The 18083-nt window shown below is 69.3% G+C and carries 15 protein-coding genes; 6 read left to right on the top strand and 9 right to left on the bottom strand.

Going from position 1 to position 18083, the window contains the following annotated elements; translation table 11 throughout:
• Window positions 1–82 precede the first annotated feature (82 nt).
• Both ACTJKJ_RS02210 and ACTJKJ_RS02205 read right to left on the bottom strand, forming a co-directional pair.
• Window positions 83–1012, bottom strand: coding sequence for a LysR substrate-binding domain-containing protein (locus ACTJKJ_RS02210; RefSeq protein ID WP_091726131.1), 930 nt, complete (start codon window positions 1010–1012; stop codon window positions 83–85).
• 11 nt (window positions 1013–1023) lie between these two features.
• The gene (locus ACTJKJ_RS02205) at window positions 1024–2880 is read right to left on the bottom strand and encodes an ABCB family ABC transporter ATP-binding protein/permease (protein WP_440819453.1); all 1857 of its coding nucleotides are present in this window, start codon (window positions 2878–2880) and stop codon (window positions 1024–1026) included.
• A gap of 109 nt (window positions 2881–2989) precedes the next feature.
• On the opposite strand from ACTJKJ_RS02205, the gene ACTJKJ_RS02200 reads away from it, so the two are divergent.
• Entirely contained in the window at window positions 2990–3445 is a 456-nt protein-coding gene (locus ACTJKJ_RS02200) for an acyl-CoA thioesterase (RefSeq protein WP_091731404.1), read from the top strand.
• 180 nt (window positions 3446–3625) lie between these two features.
• Complete coding sequence (locus ACTJKJ_RS02195; protein WP_297389749.1) at window positions 3626–4966, top strand: dicarboxylate/amino acid:cation symporter; 1341 nt, start codon at window positions 3626–3628, stop codon at window positions 4964–4966.
• A gap of 78 nt (window positions 4967–5044) precedes the next feature.
• Here the strand turns inward: ACTJKJ_RS02195 and ACTJKJ_RS02190 are convergent, their stop codons facing one another.
• The 7 genes from ACTJKJ_RS02190 to ACTJKJ_RS02160 form a co-directional block, all read right to left on the bottom strand.
• The gene (locus ACTJKJ_RS02190; RefSeq protein WP_091726146.1) at window positions 5045–5806 is read right to left on the bottom strand and encodes an enoyl-CoA hydratase; all 762 of its coding nucleotides are present in this window, start codon (window positions 5804–5806) and stop codon (window positions 5045–5047) included.
• A gap of 33 nt (window positions 5807–5839) precedes the next feature.
• Window positions 5840–6691 carry an alpha/beta hydrolase family protein gene (locus ACTJKJ_RS02185; RefSeq protein ID WP_343604824.1) on the bottom strand — a complete coding sequence of 284 codons (852 nt, stop codon included), beginning with the start codon at window positions 6689–6691 and terminating at the stop codon, window positions 5840–5842.
• 220 nt (window positions 6692–6911) lie between these two features.
• On the bottom strand, window positions 6912–8126 hold the full coding sequence (locus tag ACTJKJ_RS02180; protein ID WP_091726153.1) for an acetyl-CoA C-acyltransferase: 1215 nt from the start codon (window positions 8124–8126) through the stop codon (window positions 6912–6914).
• A 26-nt stretch (window positions 8127–8152) separates the two neighbouring features.
• Window positions 8153–10549 (bottom strand): 3-hydroxyacyl-CoA dehydrogenase/enoyl-CoA hydratase family protein, encoded by a 2397-nt coding sequence (locus ACTJKJ_RS02175; RefSeq protein ID WP_440819452.1) that lies wholly within the window; start codon window positions 10547–10549, stop codon window positions 8153–8155.
• 51 nt (window positions 10550–10600) lie between these two features.
• Window positions 10601–11056, bottom strand: a complete 456-nt coding sequence (locus ACTJKJ_RS02170; RefSeq protein WP_091726161.1) for a DUF2147 domain-containing protein — start codon at window positions 11054–11056, stop codon at window positions 10601–10603.
• A 151-nt stretch (window positions 11057–11207) separates the two neighbouring features.
• The gene (locus ACTJKJ_RS02165) at window positions 11208–12998 is read right to left on the bottom strand and encodes an acyl-CoA dehydrogenase C-terminal domain-containing protein (protein WP_440819451.1); all 1791 of its coding nucleotides are present in this window, start codon (window positions 12996–12998) and stop codon (window positions 11208–11210) included.
• A gap of 51 nt (window positions 12999–13049) precedes the next feature.
• Complete coding sequence (locus tag ACTJKJ_RS02160; protein WP_254783436.1) at window positions 13050–13790, bottom strand: TetR/AcrR family transcriptional regulator; 741 nt, start codon at window positions 13788–13790, stop codon at window positions 13050–13052.
• 282 nt (window positions 13791–14072) lie between these two features.
• On the opposite strand from ACTJKJ_RS02160, the gene ACTJKJ_RS02155 reads away from it, so the two are divergent.
• Genes ACTJKJ_RS02155 through ACTJKJ_RS02140 form a run of 4 tightly spaced genes read left to right on the top strand, consistent with a single transcriptional unit; the run spans window position 14073 to window position 18070 of the window.
• Entirely contained in the window at window positions 14073–14657 is a 585-nt protein-coding gene (locus ACTJKJ_RS02155) for a chemotaxis protein CheW (protein WP_440819450.1), read from the top strand.
• Window positions 14654–16021, top strand: a complete 1368-nt coding sequence (locus ACTJKJ_RS02150; RefSeq protein WP_440819449.1) for a CheR family methyltransferase — start codon at window positions 14654–14656, stop codon at window positions 16019–16021. Before ACTJKJ_RS02155 ends, ACTJKJ_RS02150 begins: the two co-directional genes overlap by 4 nt.
• The gene (locus tag ACTJKJ_RS02145; protein WP_440819448.1) at window positions 16018–16593 is read left to right on the top strand and encodes a chemotaxis protein CheW; all 576 of its coding nucleotides are present in this window, start codon (window positions 16018–16020) and stop codon (window positions 16591–16593) included. Before ACTJKJ_RS02150 ends, ACTJKJ_RS02145 begins: the two co-directional genes overlap by 4 nt.
• Window positions 16594–16609: 16 nt before the next feature.
• A complete protein-coding gene (locus ACTJKJ_RS02140) occupies window positions 16610–18070 on the top strand; it encodes a CHASE3 domain-containing protein (protein ID WP_297382998.1) in 1461 nt (486 codons plus the stop codon).
• The last annotated feature ends 13 nt before the right edge of the window (window positions 18071–18083 follow it).

The raw sequence follows: 18083 nt of genomic DNA, 5'->3' as shown, positions 1-18083 counted from the left end.
CAGAGCAGACCATGAGCGGCTGCTTTGCTGGGTAGGGAGTATCACGCATCTCGAGGTGTTGCACGGCTTACATATGCAGGTTTCATGCCTGCCCGGCGGCGGCGTGCGTCAGGAAATTCCAGAGCGCCTGCGCGACCGGTTTCACGCGGCGCGCCGAGCCCTGGCGCTCGCGGTACATCCGCAGTTCCATGTTCAGTTCGTACTGGCCCGGCTCGGCCGCGCGCACCAGGCGGCGCGCCTTCACTTCCTTCTTCACCGAGCTCGCCGGGAGGAAGGCCAGGCCGTGGCCCTCCAGCGCCATGGCCTTGAGGCTCTCGGCCATGTCGGTCTCGAAGACCGATTCCAGGTTGAGCGGCTGCGCGGCGTCCTTGACGATCAGCTCCACCAATCGCCCGAGGTAGGCGCCGGACGCGTAGCTGAGGAAGGGGATCTTCTGGCCCGGGTGTCCGGAAATCCGGAACATCGGCGCGCCGCCTGTGTCAGCTTTCGCATAGGCGGCCAGGGTCTCGTGGCCGAGCGAGACCGATTCGTAGCGCTCGGGATCGAGCTGCAGCGGCTGGCTGGGGTGGTGGTAGACGACCAGCAGGTCGCAGTTGCCTTCGCTCAGCTGCAGCGTCGCGTCGTGGACGTTGAGCGCGTTGAGCCGGCATTTCACCTCGCCGAAGCGCTGGCGCAGCTCCATCAGCCAGTGCGGGAAGAAGCTGAAGGACAGCGAGTGCGGCACGGCGAACTCGATCATGTCCTGCCCCGCCGACTGGTGGCTGCGCAGCATGTTGCGCGTGGCCTGCAGGTTGCCGAGCAGGTCCACGGCCTGGCCCAGCAGGGTTTCGCCGGCCGCGGTCAGTCGGGTCGGATAGGACGAACGGTCGACCAGATCGACGCCCGCCCACGCCTCCAGCGCCTGGATGCGGCGCGAGAACGCCGGCTGCGTGACATGCCGCAGCTGGGCCGAGCGGGAGAAGCTGCGCGTCTCCGCCAGGCTCACGAAGTCTTCAAGCCATTTGGTTTCCACGGCGCGGGAGTTTAGCCGTGAGGGGCCGCCGACGCCGACACCGCGTCCTGCCCATCCTGCTGCAGGGCCCACATCTGCGCGTAGCGGCCGCGCCGCGCCAGCAGCGCCGCATGGGTGCCGCGCTCGACGATGGCGCCCTGCTCCATCACCAGGATCTCGTGGGCATCGACCACCGTCGAGAGCCGGTGCGCGATGACCAGCACCGTCTTGTCGCGCGCGGCGGCCTCGAGCTCGGCCTGGATGGCGCGCTCGTTGCGCGAGTCCAGCGCCGAGGTCGCCTCGTCGAAGATCAGGATCGGCGGATCCTTGAGCAGCGTGCGCGCGATGGCCACGCGCTGCTTCTCGCCGCCGGACAGCTTGAGCCCGCGCTCGCCCACCATGGTCTGGTAGCCCTGCGGCAGCGCCTGGATGAACGCGTGGATGTGCGCGGCCTTGGCCGCGGCCTCGATCTCTTCGGTCGTCGCCTCGGGGCGGCCGTAGGCGATGTTGTAGGCGATGGTGTCGTTGAACAGCACCGTGTCCTGCGGCACGATGCCGATCGCCCGGCGCAGGCTGTGCTGCGTGACCTCGGCGATCGACTGGCCGTCGATCGCGATGCGGCCGGACTGCGCGTCGTAGAAGCGGTAGAGCAGCCGCGCCAGGGTGCTCTTGCCCGAGCCGCTCGGGCCGACCACGGCGACCTTCTTCCCCGCCGGGATCTCCAGGCTGACGCCCTTGAGGATGGGCCGCTGCGGCTCGTAGGCGAAGTGCACGTCGTCGAAGCGCACCGACGCGCCGGCCACCCGCAGCGGCTGGGCGCCGGGGGCGTCCGCGACCTCGCGCTCCCGGGCCAGCAGGCCGAACATCTTGTCCAGGTCGGTCAGGCTCTGCTTGATCTCGCGGTAGATCACGCCCAGGAAGTTCAGCGGGATGTAGAGCTGGATCATGAACGCGTTGATCATGACCAGGTCGCCCAGGCTCATCTGCCCGGCGACAACGCCCTGCGTCGCGCGCCACAGCATCGCCACCAGCGCCACCGCGATGATCACCTGCTGGCCGCTGTTGAGCAGCGACAGCGTCGTCTGCGACTTCAGTTGCGCGCGGCGCAGCCGCTCCAGGCTTTGGTCGTAGCGGGCGGCCTCGAAGTCCTCGTTGTTGAAGTACTTCACCGTCTCGTAGTTCAGCAGCGAGTCGATCGCCTTGCTGTGCGCGTGCGAGTCGAGTTCGTTGAGCTGGCGGCGGAACTTGGTGCGCCACTCGGTGACCACGATGGTGAAGCCGATGTAGAACACCAGCGCCGCGCCGGTGATCCAGGCGAAGAGCACGTCGAACTTCAGCGCCAGCAGGCTGAGCACCAGCACCACCTCGACCAGCGTCGGGAAGATGCTGTAGAGCGAATACGAGATCAGCGCATGCACGGCGCGCGTGCCGCGCTCGATGTCGCGGGTCATGCCGCCGGTCTGGCGCTCGAGGTGGAAGCGCAGGCTCAGGTCGTGCAGATGGCGGAAGACCTGCAGCGAGATGCTGCGCGAGGCGCCCTCGGTCGCCTTGGCGAAGATCAGCTCGCGCGCCTCGGTGAACAGCGAGGTGCACAGGCGCAGCATCCCGTAGGCCAGCAGCAGTCCCACCGGCACGACCATCAGCGCCTGCGCGCTGCCGGGCCGCAGGTCGAGGCTGTCCACCAGTTGCTTGAGCAGCACCGGCACGCCGACATTGGCCAGCTTGGCGCCGATCATGAAGGCCAGCGCGAGGCCGACGCGCCAGCGGTAGCGCCAGAAATACGGCAGCAGGCGGCCGATGGTGTGCCAGTCGCCCCGGGACTCGGGCGCGGTGGAGGACGAAGGGACGGGGGTCGGCGCGGAGGTGCCGGCGAGCGTGGAGCGGCGCATGGACGAAGGGGCTGGACTGTCGTGGGGTCGGGCCTCGGGTCCGGCGCCTGCGCTGGCGGGGCCGGACATGCTGGACGACAATGCCGGCCATTGTCACCGTTTGCCGATCATGAGCGACTCCACCGCCCCCAATGCCCCCGCGGCGCCGACCGCGCCCGCCTCGACCTCCAGCCTGCTCTCCCCGGAGACGATCGGCCCCCGCGAACTGGTGATGCGCGTGATGCCGATGCCTGCCGATGCCAATGGCAACGGCGACATCTTCGGCGGCTGGATCATGGCGCAGGTCGACCTGGCCGGGTCGGTGCTGCCGGCGCGCATCTCTCGCGGCCGGATCGCGACGGTGGCGGTCAACGAGTTCATCTTCAAGCAGCCGGTGTCGGTGGGCGATCTGCTGAGCTTCTATGCGCAGGTCACCCGCATCGGCCGTACCTCGATCACGGTGCATGTCGAGGTCTTCGCCGAGCGCAACCCCGCCAATCCGCATGTGGTCAAGGTGACCGAGGCCAACCTGACCTACGTCGCGATCGATCGCGAAGGCAAGTCGCGGGTCATCGGCGAGGCCTAGGCGGCCGCGGCGAGCCTGCCCGCGAGGGCCTGTGCGGCCTGTGCGAATGGGCGTCCAGCCACCAGGGTTTGTACGTAGATTCCGCAGCCGGCTCCGGGATGCGGGTGGGATACTGCGCCGCCTGGGTGCCGAGCCACGCCGGTGACGGCGCCAGCGGCGCCTTCAACCGGAGCCGTCCCCATGCTGTCCCCTTCCGCCTCCGCCACGCCGGTCGTCTCCGTGCCGTGGTACCGCCATCTCTACCTGCAGGTCGTCGTGGCGATCGTGATCGGCATCCTGCTCGGTCATTTCGAGCCGAAGTTCGCCGTCACCCTGCAGCCGCTGGGCGATGCCTTCATCAAGCTGGTGAAGATGATCATCGCGCCGGTGATCTTCCTGACCATCGTGACCGGCATCGCGGGCATGACGCAGCTCAGCCGCGTCGGCCGGGTGTTCGGCAAGGCGATGGCCTACTTCCTGTTCTTCTCGACGCTGGCGCTGATCGTCGGCCTGGTGGTGGCGAACGTGGTGCAGCCGGGCCACGGCATGAACGTCAACGTCGCGGACCTGGACCAGAAGGAAGTGCATCGCTACGTCGAGAAGACGCATGACCTGACGCTGGTCAGCTTCCTGATGGACGTGATCCCGAAGTCGCTGGTGGGCGCGCTGGCGGACGGCAACATCCTGCAAACGCTGTTCGTGGCGGTGCTGTTCGGCATCGCGCTGGCGCTGGTGGGCGATCGCGGCAAGCCGGTGCTGAATTTCTTCGAGGCGCTGACCGCGCCGGTGTTCCGCATGGTGCACATCCTGATGAAGGCGGCGCCGATCGGCGCGCTGGGCGCGATGGCGTTCACCATCGGCAAGTACGGGCTGGCCTCGCTGCTCAACCTGGGCATGCTGGTGGGCAGCTTCTACGTGACGGCGCTGCTGTTCGTGCTGGTGATCCTGGGCATCGTCGCGCGGCTGTGCGGTTTCTCGATCATCAAGCTGATCCGCTACCTGAAGGCGGAGCTGCTGCTGGTGCTGGGCACCTCGTCGTCGGAGTCGGCACTGCCCTCGCTGATGGAGAAGATGGAGAAGGCCGGCTGCGAGAAGACGGTGGTGGGCCTGGTCGTCCCGACGGGCTACTCGTTCAACCTGGACGGCACCAACATCTACATGACGCTGGCGGCGCTGTTCATCGCGCAGGCGACCAACACCGAGCTGACGCTGGGTCACCAGATCACGCTGCTGTTGGTGGCGATGCTGAGCTCCAAGGGCGCGGCGGGCGTGACCGGCGCGGGCTTCATCACGCTGGCGGCGACGCTGTCGGTGGTGCCGGAGGTGCCGGTGGCGGGCATGGCGCTGATCCTGGGCGTGGACCGCTTCATGTCGGAATGCCGCTCGCTGACCAACTTCATCGGCAATGCGGTGGCGACGATCGTGGTCTCGAAGTGGGAACGCGCGCTGGACCACGACGCGCTGGACCTGGCGCTGTCGGGCAAGACCATCGACCCGGACGACCTGCCGATCCGCGTGGCCGGACCGGCCGAGACGGCGTGAGCGGACTCGGTGCATGAACGACAACGGGCGCCGCGGCGCCCGTTGTGTCGTCTGGAGCGGCCTGGCGGCCGCTCTCGATCAGAACTTCGAGAAGTCCGGCTGGCGCTTCTGGAAGAAGGCCTGGAAGGCTTCCATCGCCTCGGGGCTGCGCAGGCGGGCACCGAAGATCTCGGCCTCGGCCTGGATGGTTTCCAGCAGCTGCTCCTTGGTCGCGCGGCGCATCAGCTGCTTGCTCTCGCGCACGGCGCTCGGCGGCAGCTTGTTGAAGCGCTCGGCCACGCGGCGCGCCTGCGCGACCACTTCGCCGGCCGGCAGCACCGCGTTCGCGATGCCGCATTCCACCGCCTGCTCGCCGGTGAACGGGTCGCCCAGCAGGATCTTCTCGGCCGCGCGGCGCGGGCCCATCAGCTTGGGCACGAGCAGGCTGGAACCGAATTCGGGCACCAGGCCCAGGCTCACAAAGGGCATCGCCAGGCGCGCGTCGTCGGCCACGTAGACGAAGTCGCAATGCAGCAGCAGCGTCGTGCCGATGCCGATCGCCGCGCCGTTCACCGCGGCCACGATGGGCTTGTCACAGCCGATCATCGCGCGCATGAACTGGAACACCGGCGCGTCCTCGTCCCGCGGCGGGCTGCCCATGAAGTCCTCGATGTCGTTGCCCGACGTGAAGATCTGCGGCTGGCCCTGGATCAGCACCGCGCGCACGCTGTTCTCGGCGTTGGCCGCGACCAGCGCGTCGGCCATCTCCTGGTACATCGCGCGGGTCAGCGCGTTCTTCTTCTCGGGACGTGCGATCTCGATGGTCTGCACGCCGTTGACGATGGCGGTCTTGATGCTCATGGAGCACTCTCCTCGTTCAATGAATGGCCGCGATCATGCCAGCCAGCCGCTGACCTGCGGCCACAGGCTGCGCTCGAATCGATCGCGGAAGAAACCGAAATGGCCGATGCGGCGCTCGCCGATGTCCTTGGGCGCGATGCGGCGCAGCTCGGGATGCGCGCCGGCGTAGAAGCCGTGCAGCGACTCGGTGTTGCGGCGGGACATGAATTCGTCGTCGGTGAACGCGAGCGAGAGCATCGGCACCGACAGCGAGGCGTACTGCGCGCGCAGCGCGTCGCCGCCCTCGCCCATCATGTACTCGCGGTCCAGGCACCAGCGGCGCCACTGCGCCATCACGCCGCGAGGGAGGTCACCGACCTTGCGCAGCTTGCGGCCGGGGAAGTAGCCGAAGAGGGGCAGCGCGAGCGGGACGATGACGTACCAGAGCCACCAGACGTAGCGGCGCAGGCCGATCGAGTTCTCGCGCCAGTAGCCGCTGCCGCAGCCCACGGTCACCGCGCGGGAAACGCGCGAGCGGTTGGGGAGCAGGCCCAGGATCTGGCCGCCCAGGCTGTGGCCGAGCCAGTGGATCTCGCGGTCGTCGCCCAGCAGCTTGTTGAGATGCGAGAGCGCCGCGGCGGCGTCATGCTCGGCCCAGGTGCGGATGTCGGCGTCGAGCCCGCGCAGCGAGCGCTTCATCGACTCGGGACGCGAGGCGCCCATGCCGCGGTAATCGAAGCTCAGCACCAGCCAGCCCTGCGACGCCATCCAGCGCGCGAAGGCGGCGTAGTAGCGCTGTTCGACGCCCATGGCGGGGGCGATCAGCAAGCCCGCCTTGGCCGTCGCAGGGTCACCGTAGAGATGGCCTTGGAGCTCGAATCCGTCGTCCGCTTGGAAACTGATCATCACGATCTCCCCAGCCCGAAGACCCTCACCCCTGCCCTCTCCCGCAAGCGGGAGAGGGAGTAGGAAGGGCTCGGCACTTCATCGGCTGCTGGCCCTCACCGCTGCCCTCTCCCGCAAGCGGGAGAGGGGGTAAGAAGAGCGAGCGCTGCCACCGGTATTACTCCCTCTCCCGCTTGCGGGAGAGGGTGGGGGTGAGGGCCAGCGCCCGTCGCAGTAGCGCTTACAGACGCTCGATGATGCCCGCCGCGCCTTGGCCGGCGCCAACGCACATGGTCACCATGCCGTACTTCGCACCGGTGCGCCGCAGGCCGTGGATCACCGACGCCGCGCGGATCGCGCCGGTCGCGCCCAGCGGGTGGCCCAGGGCGATCGCGCCGCCGTTGGGGTTCACCTTGGTGCGGTCCAGCACGATGCCCTTGGCGTCCAAGTCATTCAGCACCGCCAGCGACTGCGCCGCGAAAGCCTCGTTCAGCTCGACCCAGCCCAGGTCCTCGGCCTTGATGCCGGCCAGCTTCAGCGCGGCCGGGATCGCCTCGATCGGGCCGATGCCCATGATCTCCGGCGGCACGCCGCGCACCGCGAAGGACACGAAGCGCGCCAGCGGCGTCAGGCCGAAGCGCTTGACCGCCGCCTCCGACGCCACGATCAGCGCGCCCGCGCCGTCCGAGGTCTGCGAGCTGTTGCCCGCCGTGACGCTGCCCTTGGCGGCGAACACCGGCTTGAGCTTGGCCAGGCCCTCCATCGACGTGTCCTTGCGCGGACCTTCATCGATGTCGACCGTGCGCGACTTGACGATCACGCCATCGCCATTCAGGTCGGGCTGGCGGTCCTTGATCTCGAATGGGGTGATCTCGTCCTTGAAGAAGCCCCCTTCGATCGCGGCCAGCGCGCGGCGATGCGATTCGAGCGCGAACTCGTCCTGCGCCTGGCGGCTCACCTTCCACTTGTCGGCGACCTTCTCGGCCGTCAGGCCCATGCCGTAGGCCAGGCCGATGTTCTCGTCGCGCTCGAAGATCGCGGGCGGGAACGAGGGCTTGTTGCCGCCCATCGGCACCATCGACATCGACTCCACGCCGCCGGCGATCATCACTTCGCTCTCGCCGACGCGGATGCGGTCCGCCGCCATCGCCAGCGCGGTGATGCCCGACGCGCAGTAGCGGTTCACCGTCACGCCGCCGACCGTGTTCGGCAGGCCCGACAGCACCGCCGCCACGCGGGCGATGTTCATGCCCTGCTCCCCTTCCGGGAAGGAGCAGCCGATGATCGCGTCCTCGATGACCGACGGGTCCAGGCCCGGGACCTGGGCCATCGCGGCCTGGATCACGCGGGACAGCATCTCGTCCGGACGGGTGTTCTTGAAGTAGCCCCGGCCCGACTTGCCGATCGGCAGGCGGGTGGCGGCGCAGATGTAGGCGTCTTGAACTTGCTTGCTCATGATGTGTTCCTTGTGGGCTGCGCTGCTCAGTTACGGACCGGCTTGCCGGTCTGGAGCATGCCCATGATGCGTTCCTGCGTCTTGGGGTGCTCGAGCAGGCTGCAGAAGTGCTTGCGCTCCAGCGACATCAGGTATTCCTCGGTCACCAGCGAGCCGGCTTCGACTTCACCGCCGCAGACCACGTCCGCGATCAGCGAGGCCAGGTGGAAGTCGTGCGCGCTGATGAAGCCGCCGTCACGCATGTTGGCCAGCGAAGACTTCACGGTGGCGATGCCGGAACGGCCCGCGACCGGGAACTTGGCCTTGAGCGGCGCGCGGTAGCCGGAGTCCGCCATCGCCTTGGCCTGCGCCGTGGCGACGAACAGCAGCTCGTCCTTGTTGGGGACGATCACGTCGCTGTCCAGCAGGTAACCCAGCTTCTGCGCTTCCAGCGCGGAGGTCGCCACCTTGGCCATCGCGGCGTTGGTGAAGCCATCCTTCAGGAAGGCGAAGATGTCCGCGTTGGCATTGCCGGCCGAGGCCATTTCCGCCGCACGGCGCGCGATGTAGGTCAGGCCGCCGCCGCCCGGGATCAGGCCGACGCCCACTTCCACCAGGCCGACATACGACTCCATGTGCGCGACGCGGCGGGCGCAGTGGACCGCCAGCTCGCAGCCGCCGCCCAGCGCCAGGCCGCGCATCGCGGCCACGACCGGCACGTTGGCGTAGCGCACGCGCAGCATCATGTCCTGCAGCTTCTTCTCTTCCGGCGCGATGCCCTTGGCGCCCTTGGCCATGAAGACCGGCATCAGCGCTTCCAGGTTGGCACCGGCGGAGAACACGTCGTCCGGCGACCAAATGACCAGGCCCTTGTACTTGGCCTCGGCGATCTCGACCGCCTTGAGCAGGCCCTCGGTGACGGTCGGGCTGATCAGGTGCAGCTTGCAGTTGATCGAGGCGATCAGCACTTCGCCGTCCAGCGACCAGACGCGGACCTCGTCGTTCTTGAACTCCTCGGTGCCCGCCTTCAGCGGCTCCACCGCGCCCTCGCCGACCAGCGATTCGGGGAAGGCCTGGCGCTCATAGACCGGCAGCTTGGCGCGCGGCTTGAACTTGCCTTCCTTGGCGCTCCACGAGCCGTCCTTCGAATGCACGCCGCCGTTCTCGGCGACCGGGCCTTCGAAGACCCACTTGGGCAGCGGCGCGCTCGACAGCGTCTTGCCGGCGTCGATGTCGGCCTGCACCCACTCGGCCACCTGCTTCCAGCCGGCGGCCTGCCAGAGCTCGAACGGGCCCTGCTGCGAGCCGAAGCCCCAGCGCATCGCGAAGTCGATCTCGCGCGCGGTGTCGGCGACGGTGTCCAGGTGCACGGCCACGTACTGGAACGAGTCGCGCAGGATGGACCACAGGAACTGCGCCTGCGGGTTGCTCGATTCCTTCAGCAGCTTGATGCGGTCGGCGGGCTGCTTCTTCAGCATGCGCGCGACGATCTCGTCGGCCTTGCCGCCGCCGGCGACGTATTCCCCCGTGGCGAAGTCCAGGCGCTGGATGTCCTTGCCGACCTTCTTGTAGAAGCCCGCGCCGGCCTTCTGGCCCAGCGCGCCCTTCTCGATCAGGCCCGCCAGCACCTTCGGCGTGGCGTAGGTCGAGTAGAAGGGGTCGTCCTTCAGGTTGTCCTGCATCGTCTTGACGACGTGCGCCATCGTGTCCAGGCCGACCACGTCCGCGGTGCGGAAAGTGCCCGACGAGGCGCGACCCAGCTTCTTGCCGGTCAGGTCGTCGACCACGTCCACGGACAGGCCGAACTTCTCGGCCTCGATCATCGTGGCCATCATGCCGGCGATGCCGACGCGGTTGGCGACGAAGTTGGGCGTATCGTTGGCGCGCACGACGCCCTTGCCCACGGCCGTGGTGACGAAGCTCTCGAGCTGGTCGATGACTTCAGGGTTCGTCGTCGGCGTATTGATCAGCTCGACCAGGTACATGTACCGGGGCGGGTTGAAGAAGTGGATGCCGCAGAAGCGCGGCTTGATCGATTCCGGCAGGACTTCCGACAGCTTGGTGATCGACAGGCCCGAGGTGTTGGACGCGACGATCGCGTGCGGCGCGACGAACGGAGCGATCTTCGTGTAGAGATCCAGCTTCCAGTCCATGCGCTCGGCGATGGCCTCGATGATCAGGTCGCAGTCCTTGAGCAGCTCCAGGTGCTCCTCGTAGTTGGCCTGCTGGATCAGCGCGGCGTTCTCGGGCACGCCCAGCGGCGCCGGCTTGAGCTTCTTCAGGCCCTCGACGGCCTTGGTGACGATGCCGTTCTTCGGGCCTTCCTTGGCAGGCAGGTCGAACAGCACGACCGGCACCTTCACGTTGACCAGATGGGCGGCGATCTGCGCGCCCATCACGCCGGCGCCGAGCACGGCGACCTTGCGAACTTGGAATCGACTCATGGTTTCTCCAATGGACATCACTGGGATGTAGGGATGGGGTTCTGGCGTCGCTTACTCGACGCGGATCCAGGTCTGGGTGCGGCCCAGCAGCGGCATGCCGACGAAGCCGCGGACCTCGAGCTTCTTGCCGCCGTCGATCGGACGCAGGCGGACGCGATAGACCTTGCCGTTGCCCGGATCGAGGATGTCGCCGCCGTCCCAGAGCTCGGCGTCGTTGCCGTTCTTCTTGACGTTGCGCAGGATGGTCAGGCCCAGGATGGGCTGGCCCTTGCGCTCGTCGGCGCATTCGTCGCACTTGGCGGTCTGCTTGGTGGGATCGGTGATCTTCTCGATCTTGCCGGTGAGCACGCCGCCGACCTCGCTGATGCGCACGGTGGAGCGCTCCTGCTTGGTCTCGTCGTCGATCGTCTTCCACACGCCCACCGGCGTGGTCGCGGCCTGGGCCAGCGCCAGGTTGGCGGACAGTCCGAGGCCCAGGGCGACGGCAGTGGCGAACAGCGGTTTCATCGTGTCTCTCTCCGTTTCTTCTGTACAGCCGCGCCCTGTGCCGGACGCGTCGATGCGCGATGTTGCGGGCCCGGGTCGCGGCGCGTCAATCGCGCCGGGCGGAACCCGGTCCGCCGTAGNCCGCTCGAGGAGGCGCCCGCGACGCTGTCGTTCAGAACAGCGCCTCGTCCATTTCCATCAGCGGGTTCAGGCCGGCGCGGGCGGTGCGGATCAGGCTCGCGGTTTCCGGCAGCAGCTTGGCGAAGTAGAAGCGCGCCGTCGCCAGCTTGGCGGTGTAGAACGGATCGCCCGAGTCCTTCTTCTCCAGCGCCAGCTTGGCCATGCGCGCCCACATGTAGGCGAAGCACAGGTGGCCGACGACACGCAGGTAGTCCACCGCGGCGGCACCGACTTCATCGGGGTTCTGGAAGGCCTTCATGCCGATCTCGGTGGTCAGCTTGGTGACCTTGTCGCCGATGTCGGCCAGCGGGTTGATGAACTCCTGCATCGCCTCGCTGGTGCCCTCTTCCTCGACGAACTCGGCGATCTTCTTGCCGAACTTCTTCAGCGTCGCGCCGTTGTTGCCCAGGATCTTGCGACCCAGCAGGTCCAGCGACTGCACCGTGTTCGTGCCCTCGTAGATCATGTTGATGCGGGCGTCGCGGACGAACTGTTCCATGCCCCACTCGTGGATGTAGCCGTGGCCGCCGAAGACCTGCATGCAGTGCGAGGTGGCGATCCAGCCGTTGTCCGTGATGAAGGCCTTGATGATCGGCGTCAGCAGCGCGACCTCGTCCTCGCAGGCCTTGGCCTCGTCGGCGTCGTCGCTGGACAGCGCCTTGTCCAGCTGCAGCGCCACGTAGGCCGACAGCGCGCGGCCGCCTTCGGCGTAGGCGCGGGCGGTCAGCAGCATCTTGCGCACGTCGGGGTGGACGATGATCGGATCGGCCGGCTTGTCCGGCGCCTTCGGGCCCGACAGCGCGCGCATCTGGATGCGGTCCTTGGCATAGGCGACGGCGTTCTGGTACGCGACCTCGGTCAGGCCCAGCGACTGGTTGCCCACGCCCAGGCGGGCGGCGTTCATCATCACGAACATCGCCTGCAGGCCCTTGTTGGGCTGGCCCACCAGCGTGCCGACGGCGCCGTCCAGCACGATCTGCGCGGTGGCGTTGCCGTGGATGCCCATCTTGTGCTCCAGGCCGCCGCAGTACACCGGGTTGCGCTCGCCCAGCGAGCCGTCGGCGTTCACCTTGAACTTGGGCACGATGAACAGCGAGATGCCCTTGGAGCCGGCCGGCGCGTCCGGCAGGCGCGCCAGCACCAGGTGGACGATGTTCTCGGCCAGGTCGTGCTCGCCGGCGGAGATGAAGATCTTCTGGCCGGTGATCTTGTAGGTGCCGTCGCCCTGCGGCTCGGCCTTGGAGCGCAGCAGGCCCAGGTCGGTGCCGCAGTGCGGCTCGGTCAGGCACATCGTGCCGGTCCACACGCCCGAGGTCAGCTTGGGCAGGTAGGTGGACTTCTGCTCGTCGGTGCCGTGCGCATGCAGCGCCTCGTAGGCGCCGTGGCTCAGGCCCGGGTACATCGTCCAGGCCTGGTTGGCCGAGTTCATCATCTCGTACATGCACTGGTTCAGCAGCACCGGCAGGCCCTGGCCGCCGTAGGCCGGGTCGCACGACAGCGCGGGCCAGCCGCCCTCCACATACTGTGCGTAGGCTTCCTTGAAGCCCTTGGGCGCCTTCACCTCATGGGTGGACTTGTCCAGCGTGCAGCCTTCCTGGTCGCCCGACAGGTTGATCGGGGTCAGGACTTCCGCGGCGAACTTGCCGCCCTCTTCCAGCACCGCGTTGATCGTGTCCTCGTCGACCTCGGCATGCGCGGGCAGCAGCTTCAGCTCGTCGACCGCGTGCAGCAGCTCGTGCAGCACGAACTTCATGTCGCGCAGGGGCGGGTTGTACTGAGGCATGAGGGCTCTCCTGAATGGTTCTGTGAAGGGATCGAAAGGGACTCGCCCCGCTCAGGCGCGCTTGCGGCTCGGGGCCGGGCTCGCGGAGGCGGAGTGAGGAGGCGTCTGCCGCGTCTGGGCATCGGCCTTGCGGCCGGCCGGCGTGGCGAAGCTGTCGAGGATGCGCTCCAGGCCCGTGCGGGCGCGGGCGAGCGCGCCGGGGCTGCGCAGGAAACGCGCGTCGTGATGCAGCGACAGGATCAGGCCGTGCATCTCGAAAAGCACCTGGTCCGGATCGGCCTCCGGCACCAGGTGGCCGACCTCCTGCGCCAGCAGGATGGCCTTGCGGATCGCGGCGTGCCAGTCGCGCACCATGCCGACCAGCGCGTCGCGCACCGGGCCGGGCCGGTCGTCGAATTCCACCGCGCCGCTGATGTAGATGCAGCCCGAGTCGACTTCCACCGAGGTGCGATGCACCCAGCGCTCGAACAGTGCGCGCAGGCGCGGCAGGCCGCGCGGCTGGCGGATCGCGGTGTAGAAGACTTCTTCCTCGAACTTGGCGTGGTACTCGCGCACCACCGCGATCTGCAGTTCCTCGCGCGAGCCGAAATGCGCGAAGACGCCGGACTTGCTCATCTTCGTCACATCGGCCAGCGCGCCGATGGACAGGCCTTCCAGCCCCATGTGCGAGGCCAGCCCGAGCGCCGCGTCCAGGATCGCGGCGCGCGTCTGCTGGCCTTTCTGGAGCGAACGGGCGCCACGGCGCGCGACGGCGGCGGCGGGCTTGGCGGCGGTGACGGGGGAGGTGGACACGATGCCCGGAATAATAAAACGAACGATCGTTCTATTTTGAGCAGTTCCGGGTCGGAAAGGCAATCCTTGCCCACCCCTTTTTAGTGGTGCAGACCTAAAAAAGCCAGGCTGCTGACCCGAGTCGGCAGGCTGAGGTCGGGCGACGCTCGAGGGTTTACCCGAACTCGAGGCGTGGACTTCTCTGCGACGCTGGGTGACTCGCGGGCGCGCCGGCCAGTGACCTTCGGCAACGCCTGTCCGCCCGACGCCGGCATAGACTGGCGCAAACAGGGAGCCAGAAGAATGCACAAGCCATTGAATGGCATGTTCCGGGTTCTGGTGTGCCGGGTGCAATCCCGGCTGTGTGGCCTGCCGCTGGATGCCGTCGAGGAGACCCTGCGGCCGCAGCCACTGCGGCCGCTGAAGTCGCCGGCCGTTCACGTCCAGGGGCTCGCGCGCATCCGCGGCGACTGGCTGCCGGTCGTCGACCTGGCCGGCCTGCTGGGCCTGACCGAGGCCGGCGCGGCGCCCGCCACGGCGGTGACGCCCCCGGCGTCCTCGGCGCTCCCGGCGCCATTGCCGGCCGCGCCGGCCGACGCCGCGGCGGTGCGCCGCTATGTCGTCGTCCGCGCCGGCGACCGCCGGGTGGCGCTGGCGGTCGCCGAGGTGCTGGGCCTGCAGACCTTCGCGGCGGAGCAACTCCGCGCCCTGCCCCCGCTGCTGCGCGACCGCGACCATGGTGCCGTCAGCGCGCTGGCCGAGCGCGACGATGAACTGATCGCCGTGCTCGACCAGGCCCGGCTGCTTCCGGATGAGCTGCCGCCGACCGCGGCCCTCTCGCCAGCGGACAGCGGCGACGCCATCGGCCACCAGGAGGCGGCCTCATGACGCGGCCGTCGCCGTCCGATGCCGCCCTGATCTCGCTGCTGCCGCGCCTGCGGACGCTGCTCTCCGCCCGCCTGGGCCTGCAGTTCGACGACCGCCAGGACGACCGGCTCGCCGCCGCGCTGGCGCGGGTGGCCGGGCCGGGCGGTCCGGCGCGCTTCCTGGACCAGATGGAGCAGGCGCCGACGCGCGCCCGGCTCGATGCGCTCGCCGCCGAGCTGACGGTCGGCGAAACCTTCTTCTTCCGCCACCCGGAGCAGTTCGACGCGCTGCGCGTGGACTTGCTGCCGTCGATGGTGCGCCGCGCGACGTCCACCGGCCTGCGGGCGCTCTCGGCCGGCTGCGCGAGCGGCGAGGAGGCCTACACCCTGGCCATCACGCTGCATCGCGCCGGCCTGACGGCGCTGGGGGTCGACTGGCAGGTGCTGGCCGTCGACGTGAACCCGGCGGCGCTGGCGCGCGCGGCCGCCGCCCGCTACGGCGAATGGAGCCTGCGCGCGACGCCGCCGGAGCTGCGCGACCTGTGGTTCCGCGCCGTCGAGCCCGGCGTCTGGACGCCGCTGCCCGCGATCCGCGAGCGGGTCCGCTTCGAGCCCCGCCAGCTGGGGCAGCCCGACGCCGCCTTCTGGACACCGGACCGCTTCGACATCATCTTCTGTCGCAACGTGCTGATGTACCTGGCGCCCACGGCGCTGCGCCAGGCGATCCAGCACCTGGTCGGCGCGCTGGCACCGGGGGGCGTGCTGTTCCTGGGCCATGCGGAGACGCTGCGCGGCCAGTCCGAGGCGCAGGCCGCGGGGCTGACGCTGCGCCAGGCGCATGGCTGCTTCTTCTATCGCCGCGAAGGCGCGGACGTGGCGCCCGCCTGGCCCTTTCCCTGGCCGGCCCCCGTGCCGGAGCCGGCGACGGCCCCGCTGGCGCACGCGCCGGCATTCGAGGCCAGGCCCGCCGACCACGCCGACCAGGCCCTGCTCGACGAGGCGCTGCTGCTGGTCGAGGCCGGCCAGATCGAGGACGGCCTGCGCGCCTGCGCCCGGCTGATCGCGCCGCAGACACCGGCCGCGCTGCAGGCCGAGGTGCTGTTCCTGCAAGGGCTGGCGATGGAGGAGCGCGGCCAGCTCCCCGCGGCGGAATGGCATCACCAGCGCGCCGCCGCCAAGGACGCCGCCTTCGCCCTGCCCCACCTGCGCCTGGGCCTGCTGGCCCGGCGTCGCGGCGAGATCGTCGCCGCGCGGCGCGAACTGGGCCGGGCGCTGGCGCTGCTGGACGACGAATCGCCCGAGCGGCTGCGGCGTTTCGGCGGCGGCTTCGAACGCGACGACCTGCGGCGCCTGTGCCGCGACGAGATCCAGGAGGCCCGCGCATGACGCCCGACCGCTCCGACCGCTCCGACCCGCTGGAGGGCCAGCTCGACGAATGGCGGGCGGCCTTCGACCGCTCCTTCGCCGAGCCGCGACGGCTGGGCGATGACGACGCCGTCCTGGACGTGCTGGGCATCCGGATTGCCGGCGACCCGTTTGCCCTGAACTTGGCCGACCTGGCCGGACTGCAGCCCGCCATGCCCGCCGCGCCCTACCCCGCCACCGCACCCGGGCTGCTCGGGCTCGCCGGGCACCAGGGGCAGGTCTTGCCGCTCTACGACCTGCGCGCGCTGATCGGCCGCGGGGCCGCGACGGCGGTGCGCTGGTGGGCCATCGCGCGCGCCGCGCCGCTGGCGCTCGCCTTCGAGGGCTTCGACGGCCAATGGCGCCTGACGCCTGGCGATCGCCTGCAGCAGAGCGACGCGGCCGGCACCGGCTGGGCGGTCCGCTGCGGCGGCGCGCTGCGCCCGCTGATCGAGCTGGAAGGCCTGATCGCCGCCGTCGCCGGCAGCCAGCTCGGCGAGCCGTCGGCGGGATCCTTCACCACAACGACAAGCGCCGGCGCCGCCGGCCGATGACAGGGAGCACCGTGCCATGTGGACCTTCGGAAGAAAGCTGTCGATGGGTTTCGCGCTGTCCTTCGCGCTGCTGCTGCTCATCGGGACCCTGGCCTATCGCGGCGTCGACCTGCTGACGCAGACCAGCTACCAGGTCACCCGCACCCATGCGGCGCTGACCCACGTCGAATCGCTGATGAGCCTGATGAAGGACGCCGAGACCAGCCAGCGCGGCTACCTGCTCAGCGGCGAGGATCCCTACCTGGACCCCTATCGCCACGCCGTCGCCAACCTGCCGCGCCAGCTGGCCGAGCTCAGGCCGCTGATCCGCGACAACCCCGGGCAGCAGGCCCGGCTGAACCAGGCCACGGCCATGATCGAGGGCCTGATGCAGCTGCACAAGGAGCGCATCGAGTCGCGCCGCACGTCCACCATCGAGGCGGCCATGCGCGTCCAGGGCCTGGGCGAGGGCAAGCGCCGCATGGATGAACTGCGCGCGGTGATCTCCCAGATGGAGGAGGAGGAGAACGACCTGCTGCGCCAGCGCGCGCAGGAGGTCGAGTCCGCCGCCACCGGCGTGCGCATGGCCATCGTCTGGGGCACCGTCGCCGGCGCGCTGCTGGTGCTGGCGGCGGCGCTGACGCTCAACCGCGCGCTCAGCGGCCAGGTGGGCACGGCGGTCAAGCATGTGCAGCGTTCCTCGGCGGAGCTGCAGGCGGCCGCGAACCAGCAGGCCGCCGGCGCCCGCGAGACGGCCACCTCGATGACGGAGATCTCCACCACCATCTCCGAGCTGCTGGCCACCTCGCGCCAGATCGCCGACAGCGCGCAGCGCGTCGTGGTCATCGCCGAGCAGACGGCCGGACTGGCCCGCGGCGGCGACGGCACCCTGCAGGCGGCGCGCGAGACCATCGCCGCGATGCGCCGGCAGATCGACCTGGTGGTCGACCACATGCTGGACCTGGGCCGCAAGTCGCAGCAGATCGGGGTGGTGATGGACCTGGTCGGCGAGCTGGCCGAGCAGACCAACATCCTGGCGATCAACGCCACCATCGAGGCCACCGTGGCCGGCGACGCGGGCCGGCGCTTCAGCGTCGTCGCGGACGAGATCCGCAAGCTGGCCGACCGCATGACCGCGTCGACCAAGGAGATCCGCCTGCAGATCGACGACGTGCGCGGCGCGGTCAACACCACGGTGATGGCGACGGAGACCGGCTCCAAGGCGGTCGATGCCGGCGCGCGCCAGTTCGACGACGTGGCCGCCACCTTCGCCAAGATCGCCGGCCAGGTCGTGACCACGACCGACGCGGCGCGCGAGATCGAGCTGTCCACCAAGCAGCAGGCCACCGCGGTCGAGCAGCTCAATGTCGCGCTGTCCAACACCGCGCAGGCCTCGCGGGAGACCGAGGCCAGCTCCGGGCAGACCTCGCAGACGGCCACCGAGCTGGCGGAGATGTCCCGCGACCTGCTGCGCCTGGTGCAGGCCCAGCCGACCTGAGCCCGACCCCTTC

The organism is Roseateles sp. 22389, from assembly GCF_052044995.1.
Lineage (GTDB): Bacteria > Pseudomonadota > Gammaproteobacteria > Burkholderiales > Burkholderiaceae_C > Roseateles.
This window is presented reverse-complemented; position numbering and strand designations above follow the sequence as displayed.